This is a genomic window from Faecalibacter macacae (genome assembly GCF_003687725.1).
Classification (GTDB): Bacteria; Bacteroidota; Bacteroidia; order Flavobacteriales; family Weeksellaceae; genus Empedobacter; species Empedobacter macacae.
In genome coordinates, this window is the sequence record NZ_RDOJ01000024.1 from 24,340 (window position 1) to 37,290 (window position 12,951).

General features: G+C 30.8%; 13 protein-coding genes. 7 read left to right on the forward strand and 6 right to left on the reverse strand.

The window, feature by feature from the left end; genetic code table 11:
* Positions 1-52: 52 nt before the first annotated feature.
* From EAH69_RS12965 to EAH69_RS12985, 5 genes are all read right to left on the reverse strand, one after another.
* Entirely contained in the window at positions 53-568 is a 516-nt protein-coding gene (locus EAH69_RS12965) for a DUF3885 domain-containing protein (RefSeq protein WP_121935638.1), read from the reverse strand.
* Between the two features lie 22 nt (positions 569-590).
* On the reverse strand, positions 591-1,424 hold the full coding sequence (locus tag EAH69_RS12970; RefSeq protein WP_121935639.1) for a 1,4-dihydroxy-2-naphthoyl-CoA synthase: 834 nt from the start codon (positions 1,422-1,424) through the stop codon (positions 591-593).
* Between the two features lie 53 nt (positions 1,425-1,477).
* Positions 1,478-2,206 carry a GLPGLI family protein gene (locus tag EAH69_RS12975; RefSeq protein WP_121935640.1) on the reverse strand — a complete coding sequence of 243 codons (729 nt, stop codon included), beginning with the start codon at positions 2,204-2,206 and terminating at the stop codon, positions 1,478-1,480.
* A gap of 112 nt (positions 2,207-2,318) precedes the next feature.
* Entirely contained in the window at positions 2,319-4,361 is a 2,043-nt protein-coding gene (locus tag EAH69_RS12980) for a M16 family metallopeptidase (RefSeq protein WP_121935641.1), read from the reverse strand.
* 25 nt (positions 4,362-4,386) lie between these two features.
* Entirely contained in the window at positions 4,387-5,709 is a 1,323-nt protein-coding gene (locus EAH69_RS12985; RefSeq protein WP_121935642.1) for a M16 family metallopeptidase, read from the reverse strand.
* Between the two features lie 218 nt (positions 5,710-5,927).
* On the opposite strand from EAH69_RS12985, the gene EAH69_RS12990 reads away from it, so the two are divergent.
* The 4 genes from EAH69_RS12990 (at position 5,928) to EAH69_RS13005 (ending at position 9,471) form a co-directional block, all read left to right on the forward strand.
* Entirely contained in the window at positions 5,928-6,731 is an 804-nt protein-coding gene (locus EAH69_RS12990; protein ID WP_121935643.1) for a sulfite exporter TauE/SafE family protein, read from the forward strand.
* A 3-nt stretch (positions 6,732-6,734) separates the two neighbouring features.
* Complete coding sequence (locus EAH69_RS12995; protein ID WP_121935644.1) at positions 6,735-7,319, forward strand: methyltransferase domain-containing protein; 585 nt, start codon at positions 6,735-6,737, stop codon at positions 7,317-7,319.
* Positions 7,320-7,436: 117 nt separating this feature from the next.
* Entirely contained in the window at positions 7,437-8,876 is a 1,440-nt protein-coding gene (locus tag EAH69_RS13000; protein WP_121935645.1) for an MBL fold metallo-hydrolase, read from the forward strand.
* 79 nt (positions 8,877-8,955) lie between these two features.
* Complete coding sequence (locus EAH69_RS13005) at positions 8,956-9,471, forward strand: hypothetical protein (protein WP_121935646.1); 516 nt, start codon at positions 8,956-8,958, stop codon at positions 9,469-9,471.
* A gap of 12 nt (positions 9,472-9,483) precedes the next feature.
* On the opposite strand, the gene EAH69_RS13010 is transcribed toward EAH69_RS13005, so the two are convergent.
* Positions 9,484-10,725 carry a glycosyltransferase gene (locus tag EAH69_RS13010; RefSeq protein WP_121935647.1) on the reverse strand — a complete coding sequence of 414 codons (1,242 nt, stop codon included), beginning with the start codon at positions 10,723-10,725 and terminating at the stop codon, positions 9,484-9,486.
* Between the two features lie 100 nt (positions 10,726-10,825).
* Between EAH69_RS13010 and EAH69_RS13015 the strand changes: the two genes are divergently transcribed.
* The 3 genes from EAH69_RS13015 (at position 10,826) to miaE (ending at position 12,824) form a co-directional block, all read left to right on the forward strand.
* Positions 10,826-11,227 carry a hypothetical protein gene (locus EAH69_RS13015; protein WP_121935648.1) on the forward strand — a complete coding sequence of 134 codons (402 nt, stop codon included), beginning with the start codon at positions 10,826-10,828 and terminating at the stop codon, positions 11,225-11,227.
* A gap of 81 nt (positions 11,228-11,308) precedes the next feature.
* On the forward strand, positions 11,309-12,160 hold the full coding sequence (locus EAH69_RS13020) for a hypothetical protein (RefSeq protein WP_121935649.1): 852 nt from the start codon (positions 11,309-11,311) through the stop codon (positions 12,158-12,160).
* An 82-nt stretch (positions 12,161-12,242) separates the two neighbouring features.
* On the forward strand, positions 12,243-12,824 hold the full coding sequence (miaE, locus tag EAH69_RS13025; protein ID WP_121935650.1) for a tRNA-(ms[2]io[6]A)-hydroxylase: 582 nt from the start codon (positions 12,243-12,245) through the stop codon (positions 12,822-12,824).
* Positions 12,825-12,951: the final 127 nt, after the last annotated feature.

The following is a 12,951-nucleotide window of genomic DNA, read 5'->3' on the forward strand; positions in this document are numbered from 1 at the left end:
GAAGAACAGGAAGAAAATGTTTACTTTCAGTCCGTTTTTCGTAAATACTATGTTATATCCCGTTGATTTTACAACTTCTATCATCTAACATTCCAAAAGCTTTTGGTGATACATTAGAGAAAAAATATATGATTTGACTTAATGCTGGTTCAAAGCCCATTTCTGTATTTGCAATTGAATTCAAAATATTCTTATAATTTATATCTTTCAACTTTAAGTCTAAGATGTGAATATTGAATTCTTTTTTTTCAATTTTTCGAATGTTTGAAAATTCTTTTATTTGAGTATATAAATAACTATTTGAAGCTTGGAATGGATTCGGATCAGGAAATTCGAATATAGCAAGAACAATATTTTCATCCTTATCTTCAAAAACTTTTTCAAATAATTCTATAGATTGTTTTGTAACAATTTCAATTCTTTTTTCTGTACCATTTTCAGAACTTTCACCAAGTTCATAGATTTTATCAAAATGATTATTGATATTTCTAATTAGAATAGAAATGTCTTCTAATTCAAAATAAGGATTAATTTCTTTTATAAGCATTTCGTTTTCTTTCAATGGCATATAACATTTATATTTTAATCGATTAACGGAATTTAGAAAAGTCTCTAGGACGTTTTTCTAAAAATGCGTTACGACCTTCTACAGCTTCTTCCGTTCCGTAAGCGAAACGAGTTGTTTCTCCTGCGAAAATTTGTTGACCTACTAAACCATCATCTACTAAGTTGAAAGCATATTTCAACATTTTGATAGCCGTTGGCGATTTTGTTAAAATTTCTTGCGCCCAATCAAAAGCAACTTGCTCTAACTCGTCGTGAGGAACAACTAAGTTCACCATTCCCATATCGTACGCTTCCTGTGCCGAATAATTTAATCCTAAGAAGAAAATCTCACGCGCACGTTTCTGACCAACTTGTTTTGCTAAATATGCAGAACCGTAACCACCATCAAAAGAAGCAACATCAGCATCCGTTTGTTTGAAGATTCCGTGTTCTTTAGAAGCTAACGTCATATCACAGACCACGTGTAAAGAGTGACCTCCACCAACAGCCCAACCATTTACAACCGCAACTACAACTTTAGTTGAAAAACGAATTAAACGTTGAACTTCTAATATATTTAAACGACCTACACCGTCTTGTCCTTCGTATCCTTTTGCACCACGAACGCGTTGATCTCCACCAGAACAGAATGCCCAACCACCGTCTTTTGGTGATGGTCCTTCTCCTGTTAATAAGATAACACCAACTTCGCGATCTTCTTCCGCTAATTGGAATGCATCTAATAATTCGAAAACAGTTTTTGGACGGAAAGCATTTCTAACTTCCGGACGGTTGAAAGCAATACGCATTACACCATCACATTTCTTAAATGTGATATCTTCGTATTCTTTTACAGTTTGCCAGTTTATTGTAGCCATTGTTATTTTAAATTTTCTCAAAAATAAGGTTAATTCAATTTTAAAAAGAAATTTTAATCTTTAAAATTCAATCTTTCTTGTCTTTTGCTTCGAATAGTTTCCATTCGATCATCAATCAATTTTTGATATTCTTCTTTTGTCAGTCTATTTTTAGCTTTTAATGGTTGTATTTCTTTCAATTTTGTCTCTTCAATCTTATCCAAAATCAAATCATTAACTCCGTTAAAATTGACTTTTACAATTAACCCTTTTAACCCCATCAATCCAAAAGGTGCAATATCTTGCGGATATGATTCATCGATCCATATTGTAGTTGTAAATATTTTATCTTTAGTCAATCCTTTCTCTTTGCGCTTTGTAATATATTTTTTGGTTTGATAACCATTAATTACTTCTGTATCATTTGTATCAATCCAATGCAAATCATTAAAATTTGATGTTACGATATATTCTTTACCTAATAATTCTACTTTATTCTCTATCAATTTGTTGTTATAATCATAAAAATACTCACCAAGAGATTTTACCGAAATTTGTAATAAGTCTATTTGATTGGTTTGCGAATTATTAATTTTTAATTCGGGTTTAAAACTTGCCTTATCATCCTGAATTAAATATGAATATTGAATTGGATCTGATGTCGATTTGAATAAATCTGCAGCAGGTCCTGATTGAATTTCTGACTCTGCTTTTACCATTGGAGTTAATTGATAAATAAACGTATTTTGAGCGATTAATACGTTTGAAATTAACATTAAAAAAGCAAAAATAATTTGTTTCATTTGTTTGATTCATACAACATTTAAACGAAAAACTTTATAAAATCGTATAAAAAAGGCCTCACAGAAGATTCTGCAAGACCTTTAAAAATATTTAAAAAGAATGTAATTCTAATTATTTGAAGTTAGCATCAGTAACGTTTTTGTTAACTTCTACTTTATCCACAGTTACATTAACTTTTTGTGGACCAACTTCGTTAGATAAAACTGTAGGAAATTTAATTCCTTCAAACTCTTTGTACGCATCAAAAGTTGTTATCATGTTCATTTGTCCCATTGGCGTGTCTTGTGTAATTTCAGACTTTGCTAATAATCCAGTTGCAACATCATAAAAATCTGTACGTCGTAAATCTTTCACGTAAACTTTTGTGTATTTTTTTCCGTTTTCTGAAACTTCTCCTTGAACTTCAGCAGATTTATATCCTTCAGATAAAGGTAAAAATAACGTGTTTGTAATTTTTAATTGAGGCAAACCATCTGTAACTTCAGAAACTTGTGTACCTTGCTTTGCGAAAGCTTTTTCACCATCAAAGGCTTGAACAATTTCCATTCCCATAATTTTCATGACAACAGAAGTTTTGTTCGGAGATTTTGCGTAATTGATGTAATCACCTTTCATACCTTGGATTTCTACAGCACCCGTTTGCTTTAAAGTTGAAATTTTAGCAACTTTATCTTTACCTCCAATTGCAGCAATATAAGCATCAGCAACTTGTTGAACTGTTTTATCAGATTTTACAGCAGATGGAGCTGGCTTAGCTGTTTTATTTCCGTATTTATCGTAGTAATTAACTGGGTAACCTAATTTTTCTAATCCATCAGCAATTTGTTCAGCTTTACCTGTTACAATAATTTTTGTTTGATCTGGACGGAAATATTTTTTAGAAACTCTTAATACATCATCAACCGTTACCGCATTAATATTCTTGATATAATCTGAATAAAACGCAGGAGATAATTGATTAGTTTTGATAGTTAATGCCTGATTTGCTACAGTTTCTGGACGCTCTAATGTTAAAATAAAGTTTCCTAAAAATTTAGCTTTAACTTCTTCTAATTGTTTTGCATCAATTTTATCTGTCGTCATTGAACGAACTTCTTTTAAAGTTTCTTTCACTGCTCCATCGGTAACATCGTTACGTACTGTTGCATTTGTTGTAAAACGACCAACAAAACGAGAATCAGAAACTCCACCACGTGCTCCATATGTCCAACCATTCGCCTCACGTAAATTCATGTTTAATTTCGAATTGAAATCTCCTCCTAAAATTGAAGAAGCAACCTGAACAGCGTAGTAATCTGGATCATTTTTAGTTAACTGAACTGGGTAACCTAAACCAACAACAGATTGTACTGCATTTGGCATATCAATAATATCAATTTCTGTCTTAGTTACATTAGCAACAGTAGGTAAAGCAGGAATGTTTAAATCTCCTTTTTTCCAATTATTGAATAATTTTTCAGATAATTTCTTTACTTCTTTTGTTGTAATATCACCAACAACAATTAAATACGCATTGTTAGGTTTGTAATATGTATTGTAGTAATCTTGAACATCTGCTAACGTAATCGCTTCAATTTGTTCTTGTGTATCGTATTCTGCAAATGGGTGATTTTTTCCGTAAATTAAAATATCACGTACACGAGCAGCAGCAGTTTCTACAGATTTTTCGTTAGATTTTAATCCTTCAATATATCTTGCTTTTACAGCTTCAAATTCAGCTTCAGTAAAGTTTGGATTTAATGCACCATCAGCCATAAAACCGAAAACTTCATTAAAATATTTTTTTAACGAACTTGCAGAAGCACCACTTTCCCATAAATTTACATAAGCTCCTAAGAACTCGATACGCTCATTAAAATCATCTTTTGATATAGATTTAGTTCCAGTACCAAGCATTTCACTTAATAAAGATTCAGTTCCTTTCTTAGTTCCTAGTCCGAATGGAGGATTATCAATAGTTAAAGTTGCAGAAACACGAGGTAATTTGTGGTTTTCTACTACAATAACTTTTAATCCATTTTTTAATGTAAATTCATTTGGTTTTCCAAGGTTAATAGTAGGTGCTGGACCTGGTTTTGGCATTGGAATAGTTTGTTGAGCTTGTAACGAAATTGCAAAAAATGCAAAAGCAAGAGTTAATATCTTCGTTTTCATAATTCTAAATTCAGTTGTTTAATACTTATTTCGCTTCTTTTGCAGATTCTGGTAAGTAGTTAATAATAATTCTTTGGTGTTTGTTTAAATACTTATTTGCAACATTTTTAATGTCTTCACGTGTAATTGAACGATAAATGTCCAACTCTTCGTTTACTAAATTTGTATTTCCACCTAACATATATGCATCTGCTAATGCATGTGCAATATTCTGAACTCCTGATTTAGAAGCTACAAATCGATTCTCGATACCGTTTAAGATTTTTTGATAGTCTTTTTCAGTTATTAACTCGTTTTGTACTTTCTCAATATCTTTTTGTAAGTCTTTTTCTAATTTTTCAAAAGGCACATCACCTTGTGGTAAAATACCAATTGTATAGATTCCGTAATCTTCCATTCCGCGATTAAATGCGAAAATCTGTAAAGCTTCCTTACGCTCATCTACATATTTTTTGTATAATACTGAACTTTTACCTCCAGATAAATAATCTGATAACATACTTAATGCGTATGCATCTTTTGTTGTATTTCCAGGTGTACGGTAATTGATTGCAAATAATGGAATTTGGATATTAGAATCATATTCCGTTGCACGTACTTCAGTTTTCTGCTCTTCTTCTTTTGGGAATGATTTTACAACATCATTTCCGCGAGGAATTTTTGTGAAATATTTATCAATTAATTTTTTAGCTTCATCTTTTTTAAAATCTCCAGCAACAACTAAAACTGCGTTATTTGGAACATAAAACTTTTTGCTAAAGTGTTGAAAATCTTCTAAAGTTGCGCTACTTAAATCTTCAAACGATCCAATAACCGACCATTTATAAGGGTGTTTTTTGAATACGTGAGGATTAACTGCTTCTCCGTAAGAGAATTTTCCATATGGTTGATTATCTAAACGTGAACGTTTTTCTTCTTTTACAACCTCTTTTTGTGTATCAACACCAATTTGATTAATAATTGGTTGGTATAAACGATCTGATTCCATCCATAAACCTAATTCTAAGTTATTTGACGGGAAAGTTTCGTAGTAATATGTTCTATCTGTTGTAGTGTTTGCATTGTTAGAACCTCCGTGAGAAGATACAATTTTAAACCATTCACCTCTTTGGATGTTTGTTGTTCCCTCAAATAATAAGTGTTCGAAAAAGTGAGCAAAACCAGTTTTACCAACCTGTTCGTCTTTAGAACCAACGTGATACATTACACCAGTTGTAATAACTGGAGCAGAATTATCTTGATGTAAAATAACATGCATCCCGTTAGGTAACTTATATTCCTCAAATTCGATCTTTTGTCCGAATACCAAACCTCCGGCAAATAGTAAAGACAATAGTAGTTTTTTCATTTGGTAATTAATTTCTAATTATTTAGTGTACAATATTATTAGTAGTTATAAAGTAATATTTGTTACATACAAATGTATTCAATTTAGTTAATTATGCATAAAATTACAAAGTCTACTAGCTTAATAGAACTTATTTTCAATAAAATAACGTAAAATTTATTAATATTCTTATACTATTTTTTCTATTATTGATTTTAGATTTGTACAAATTGATTTTCATGCAGTGGATTGAAATTTTCGGATACATCGGAGCATTATTTATTGGATTAATCATGGGCGTTTTAGGCGGCGGTGGTTCTATATTAGCTGTACCTATTTTGGCTTATATTTTTCATTTTGATGAAAAAATAGCAACAGCCTATTCTCTATTTATCGTAGGATCAACAGGTTTGGTAGGTGGTTTTAAACAAGCTACAAACAAAATGGTTGATTGGAAAGCAGTATTAAATTTTGGATTACCAGCTGTTATTGGTATTACAATTACTCGTGCATTTGTAGTTCCTGCATTACCTGATGTATTATTCGAAATCAATAATTTTGAATTTACACGTCGTATGGGAATGTTTGGTCTTTTCGCTGCACTAATGATTTTAGCTGCAACATCTATGTTATCTAACAAAAAAGAACGAAGAATCAGAAATAAATCAACCCAATTTCATCCTTTAATGTTATCCGAAGGATTTTTTATAGGAGCTTTAACAGGATTAGTTGGTGCTGGTGGTGGTTTTTTAATTGTACCCGCATTAATGGTTATTGCCCAATTAGATATGAAGCGTGCTTCAGCAACTTCATTGGTCATAATCGCCTTAAATTCTTTAACAGGATTTTTCTTAGGAGATGCAACTAAAATTACTATTGATTGGTCATTTCTATTGGTATTTTTAAGTATCGCAATGGCTGGAATTATCATTGGAACGTATGTCAATAAATTTTTACCAGTAGTATTACTAAAGAAAACATTTGCCTACTTTATTATTGTAATGGCTATATTTATTTTTATTGAAGAATTTATAATTGGATAATTTATGTGTTTTAACGCTTCATTTTGGAATGAAAGATATTCTACTAATCAAACAGGTTGGGATTTAAAAGGCCCATCAACTCCTTTAAAAGAATACATAGATCAAATCACGAATAAAAATATCAAAATCTTAATTCCTGGTTGTGGAAATGCTTATGAAGCAGATTATCTTTTAGAAAAAGGTTTTACCAATATTACGTTGATTGATATTTCTGATGTTTTGGTACAAGATTTACAAGAAAAATTTAAAAATAATTCTGAAATCAAAATTCTTAATCAAGATTTTTTTGAATTGAATGATTCCTTTGATTTAGTAATAGAACAAACTTTTTTCTGTGCATTAAATCCAGATTTAAGAACTGATTATGCGAATAAAATGTATGAAATAATCAATCCGAATGGAAAATTAATCGGTCTATTATTCAACACTAATTTTGGTAATCCAACTCCTCCATTTGGAGGCTCAAAAGAGGAATATTTAGATTTATTCTCTAAACAATTCAACATCCATGTCATGGAAGATTGTTATAATTCAATCAAACCAAGATCAGGATCCGAACTATTTATTAATTTAACACCAAAGAAGTAACCTATTTATTTTCAATTAAAATAGAGTTTACTAATCATACAATAGATGGTTTTGTAACATAGTTTACATATCACTAACTAATTAATTCGTAATTTTACACTAACAAAATAATCAAAGATGAAAGTCGAACAAATATATACTGGATGTTTAGCTCAAGGAGCATACTATATTGAAAGTAACGGAGAAGTTGCTATTATTGACCCTTTGAGAGAAACCCAATCTTACGTAGATCAAGCAGAAAAGGATGGAGCAAAAATTAAATACATTTTTGAAACTCACTTCCATGCTGATTTCGTTTCTGGACACTTAGATTTAGCTCAAAAAACTGGTGCTACTATCGTTTATGGTCCTACTGCTGCTCCAGCTTTTGATGCACATATTGCAACAGACGGAGAAGTTTTCCAATTAGGAAATATTACAATTACAGCTTTACATACACCTGGACATACAATGGAATCTACAACTTACTTATTAAAAGATGAGAACGGTGTAGACAAAATGATTTTTACTGGTGATACTTTATTTATCGGTGATGTTGGTCGTCCGGATTTAGCTCAAAAATTAGATACTGAATTAACGCAAGAGAAATTAGCGGGATTCTTATTCGATTCTTTACGTGAAAAAATTATGCCTTTAGCAGACAATGTTATTGTTTACCCTGCTCACGGAGCTGGTTCGGCTTGTGGTAAAAATATGAGTAAAGAAACTTTTGACACGTTAGGACACCAAAAAGAAGTGAATTACGCTTTAAATCCTAACATGACTAAAGAAGAATTTATTACTGAATTAACTTCAGGATTAATGCCTCCTCCATTCTATTTCCCAGAAAATGTAATGTTAAACAAAGGTGGTTACGAATCATTAGAAGTTATTAAAGAAAGAGGTTCTCGTGCTTTAACTCCAGACGAATTTGTACAAGTTGCAGAAGAAACTGAAGCTTTAATTTTAGACGTTCGTGATCCGCAAACTTTTGCAGCTGGTTTTGTTCCAGGATCTATTAGTATCGGTATCAAAGGACAATTTGCTCCTTGGGTTGGTACTTTAATTACAGACATTAAACAACCAATTTTAATCGTTGCTGAAGAAGGTGTAGAGCAAGAAGCTATTACTCGTTTGGCACGTGTTGGTTACGATAATACAATCGGTTTCTTAAAAGGTGGATTTGAAGCTTGGGTTGAAGCAAGAAAAGAATTTGATGAAATCGTTTCTGTTTCTCCAGAAGAGTTTGTTGAATTAGTTGACGAAACTGAATTAAAAGTTTTAGATGTTCGTAAACCAGGTGAATTTGCTGCAGGACATGTAGAAGGTGCTATTACTGCTCCTTTAGATTTCATCAACGAATCAATGAAATTGATAGATACTGAAGAAACTTATTTGGTACATTGTGCTGGTGGATACCGTTCTATGATTTTCGCTTCAATTTTACGTGCTCGTGGATTCGAAAACTTAATTGATGTTGCAGGTGGATTCGGAAAAATTAAAGAAGTTGAAGGTGTGAAATTGGTTGAAGGAACTTCAGCTTGTTCAGCTCAATCAAATTCTTGTTCTACTAAATAGAAATAAAAATATTAAATATTTAAAAGCATTTTGTTTATCAAGGTGCTTTTTTTTATACTTTTATATCAAATCAATTTTAATGAAAAAACTCTTACTATCAACTATTTTAATTGTAGCATTTAGTATTTCTACATTTGCACAAACTACCTTAAAAGGAGCTGAAAATTATTCAATTACTTTACCACAAAATTGGCAAAGAACACTTGGTGCAAATGCTTTAGCTTCTGCACAATGGGAACATAATACAGAAGAAATTTACGGATATGTAATGTTTGAACATGTAGATGAAATCGAATTAGCAGAATTAAAAACGGATATCGAATCTAACGCAGAATATGCTTTAAATGATTTTAATGAATTGGCTCAATATAAGTTATTAAATTCTAAAAAATTTAAAACAACTTCAGGATTCGAAACTACTCAGAGAGAATTCAGTTATTACGATGAAGAAAATGACATTAAATTTCATATGCTAATTAACATTTTCAGATCTGAAAGTTTCCTTTATAAAATGATTAATTTCGGAACGGATGAAACGTTTAAAAAAGGAAAAAAAGACATTGATTTTATTATCAATAATATCAAATTACCATAAATAAAAACCTTCCTATTTCGGAAGGTTTTTATTTTTTTGTTCAATCCAAAGCGACATATATTTTGTACTTTGATTGGTATGATGTTGTAAGATTTGTCCGAAAAAATTCTGTTGTCTGTGAAGTTCTAAATACTTTTCTATCGCATTTAAATAAGACATAAATTCTGTCTTAAATTCTATATTTCCATAATTGATATTTAAAATCTTTATTCCATTATTTTGAGCAGTTTCCCAAAGTTCTTCGTTCTTATATAAAGCTATTGCTTTAGCTGCAAATTCTTCATCAGATTCAGTCACAAAACCATTCCAATCCAATCCATTTTGCATCGCTTCTGCACCTACTTTTGTAGTTACATTTGGCGTCCCTGTCTGCATCGCATCAACAAATTTCCCTTTCACTCCCGCACCAAACTGAATTGGAGCCAATAACGCTTTATAATTAGACATCGTTTCTTGCGCATCCTCCGCACGACCTTTAATAAAGAAACGTTCTTTCGGATTATGTAATTGATTTACTTTCTGTGTTGCATACGCACCATAAATATGAAGTTCTGCTTTTGGCAATTCTTTCTTAATTAAAGGCCAAATTCTTGTCTTCAAAACCTGTACACAATTCCAATTTGGTTCATGAATAAAATTTCCAATAAACATAAAATGTTGACGTTCTACAAACGATTTCCAAGTCGCAACATTATCCGAAGTTATTTCATTTTCTAAAAATGGTAAATAATACAATAAACTTGGATTAATATTGAATTGATTGATCAATAAATCCTTTTCTTCTTTAGAAATTAATAACGTAATATCTGAACGTAGAATTGCAGCTATTTCTCGTTTTGCATGATCTGAATATAAAAGTTGGTTCGAAAATTCAACTCCTTTTTTAATCGCTTCTTGTCGTGCATATCGTAAAAAATGTAAATCTTCAGTATCTAAAATTTTCAACGCATTTGGACATTCCATTGCAACGCGCCATCCGTATTGTTCTTCGACCATATAACGATCAAACATCACAACATTTGGATTCAATTCTTTTAAAAATGTATTAAAACTTTCATCGTTCAACTGAATTTCAACTTCTTTTACATTTTTGGTCTGAAGAGGAAAGCTATAAGCCGATTTAGAAGCTGCACAAGCAAAAGTGATATCATAATTTTCTGTCAGAAATAAATCAATCAATTGTAACATTCTTGTTCCTGCGGCAGACGATGTTGGCTCGGGCCAAACTAAACCTATTATCAGCATTTTCTTCATGCTGCAAAATTAAGCTTTCTGTTTCTTTATTCAGAATATTAATTAATGTAGATAGCTTATCCCCTATTTTAATGTAATTTTGTAGCCTAAAATTATATCAATGTCTTATCAAACTGAATTTGAAGAATTCTACGAACAAGTAAAATCAAGTATACAAAACGGAACTTTTGCTAAACTTACAATGGCCAAAACGATTGGTGATACTGATTTAAAAAATATTTTTGTTCGCTTACGTCTTTTAGAAGATAACTCGTATGATTTCGCATTTACTTTTCGTTACAAAACTGAAGAAGTAGAACGATTTCATAGTATCGAACAGACATTTTTGATTTTAAGTTCTTATATCAAAAATCCTTTTACAAATGCTTTATTGTTTACAACTGAAAAGGATTTAACATTTAAAGTAAACAAAAAAGGTGCAGGAAGTTTAATTGAACAATTACCAACTTTTAAACACGCTTCTGATGTAATGTTAGAAATGGTGGAGAAAAAAATTGTTTAATCCTTTTTCAAATTATTTCGTCACTCTAAACATTTTAAAGTTTTAAGAATTAATTTATCTTTAAAATCAGAAAACTGAAACATGAAAAAATTATATACTTTACTTGCAATCGCATTATTTTATACGACTGGCTTAGCGCAAATTAAAAAGTCAGGAAATATGGTAACTGTTCAACCACAGTTTAAAACTGACACGCCATATAATTACCAATTGACTATGAAAAAATTGGTGCAAGATGGTGAAGAAGTTAATGTTGAAATTGAACAACATATTCCAATAAAACTTACTTTATATAGCGAAGGTGAAGGTTTTAATTTATTCGAATGGGAAAGTCAGCCCATGTTATTTTTTAAAAATAATGATGAAGGCAAAACATATACTTTTCCAACAGAAAATGTAAAAATCAACTATCGTACAGACGAAAATTATGTTTTAGGTGAAGTAAGTAATTACGACGAAGTTATCCAAGATTATGCTGCAGCATATCAAAAAATATATGAAGATGAAACTACCAATTACGAAGATTTAGCATCAAAATCATCTTTATATTTTGTACAAATGTTTCATATGTTTTTTGGACAAGAATTTAGTTCTAAAGACAAGGAGCAAATGATGAATTTATTTTTCAATCCCATGAAAAATACCTTTACTGCCGTTGAAGATGAAATTGTTTATGCTGAAATTGACGGAAAATCTAGTTTTAACTTTACACAAAAGTATAGTACTGAAATGGAAGATAATTCTGTAAAAATGATGAATCATAAAACTATAGATTCTTACAGAAGTAAACAAACTGGATCTGATTATGAAATGAAAGCTTGGGGAAATCAAACATTTGAACCAACTGGATTAGTAAATCAAATAGAACGTGTGGTACAAGTAAAACAGAATGGAAAAATAATTCAATTCGTATATACTTTAACACAAAACTAAATTAGAATGGTTAAACATTCTTAACCCATTCTGAATTCTATTTTGAAAGTTCTATTTTTGCACAAGATTAAAAGTATCATTGATGTTAGGATTAAAATTATTAACGGATCCTCGTTGGGCCGATATCGCTGAAAGAAATTTAGAAGAAATATTAACAGATCATGCATGGTGCGAGCAAAAAGCTGCTACAAATGCCATTACAATGATTGCATATAATTCTGAACACGACGAATTTATTCAAGAAATGTCTGACATTGCTATTGAAGAAATGCAACATTTCAAAATGGTTGTAGAAATTATTCAGCAACGTGGTTATACTTTAGGTCGCGAACGTAAAGATGATTATGTTGGTCAATTAATGAAGTTTTGTAAAAAAGATGGTTCTCGTAATATGGCTTTTATTGATCGTTTATTATTTGCTGCGATGATTGAAGCGAGAAGCTGTGAGCGTTTTCGTGTTTTATCACAGAATATTAATGACGAAGAATTGGCTAAATTCTATTATGATTTAATGGTTTCTGAAGCGAATCATTACACAACTTTTTTAAACTTTGCTCGTAAATTATCTACGGATGTTGATGTGGACAAACGTTGGAATGAATGGTTAACTTTTGAAGGAGAATTAATTCAATCTTACGGAAATAAAGAAGCAATTCACGGATAGAAATATCTAATAAAATAGATGAAATGAGTTCAATATTAATTGAACTCATTTTTTTTATGTCATTCTGATTTCTATGACAAAACCAAGTTATTTTTATAAATATTTTGATTTTTAATTAGTGCATAAA

Bases quoted from the DNA above. Each gene is read 5' to 3' on its own strand.
- EAH69_RS12970 (WP_121935639.1), bottom strand. From the start codon at position 1,424: ATGGCTACAATAAACTGGCAAACTGTAAAAGAATACGAAGATATCACA.
- EAH69_RS12985 (WP_121935642.1), bottom strand. From the start codon at position 5,709: ATGAAAAAACTACTATTGTCTTTACTATTTGCCGGAGGTTTGGTATTC.
- EAH69_RS13005 (WP_121935646.1), top strand. From the start codon at position 8,956: ATGAAAAAACTCTTACTATCAACTATTTTAATTGTAGCATTTAGTATT.
- EAH69_RS12975 (WP_121935640.1), bottom strand. From the start codon at position 2,206: ATGAAACAAATTATTTTTGCTTTTTTAATGTTAATTTCAAACGTATTA.
- EAH69_RS12995 (WP_121935644.1), top strand. From the start codon at position 6,735: ATGTGTTTTAACGCTTCATTTTGGAATGAAAGATATTCTACTAATCAA.
- EAH69_RS13010 (WP_121935647.1), bottom strand. From the start codon at position 10,725: ATGAAGAAAATGCTGATAATAGGTTTAGTTTGGCCCGAGCCAACATCG.
- EAH69_RS12980 (WP_121935641.1), bottom strand. From the start codon at position 4,361: ATGAAAACGAAGATATTAACTCTTGCTTTTGCATTTTTTGCAATTTCG.
- EAH69_RS12990 (WP_121935643.1), top strand. From the start codon at position 5,928: ATGCAGTGGATTGAAATTTTCGGATACATCGGAGCATTATTTATTGGA.
- EAH69_RS13000 (WP_121935645.1), top strand. From the start codon at position 7,437: ATGAAAGTCGAACAAATATATACTGGATGTTTAGCTCAAGGAGCATAC.
- miaE (WP_121935650.1), top strand. From the start codon at position 12,243: ATGTTAGGATTAAAATTATTAACGGATCCTCGTTGGGCCGATATCGCT.
- EAH69_RS13020 (WP_121935649.1), top strand. From the start codon at position 11,309: ATGAAAAAATTATATACTTTACTTGCAATCGCATTATTTTATACGACT.
- EAH69_RS12965 (WP_121935638.1), bottom strand. From the start codon at position 568: ATGCCATTGAAAGAAAACGAAATGCTTATAAAAGAAATTAATCCTTAT.
- EAH69_RS13015 (WP_121935648.1), top strand. From the start codon at position 10,826: ATGTCTTATCAAACTGAATTTGAAGAATTCTACGAACAAGTAAAATCA.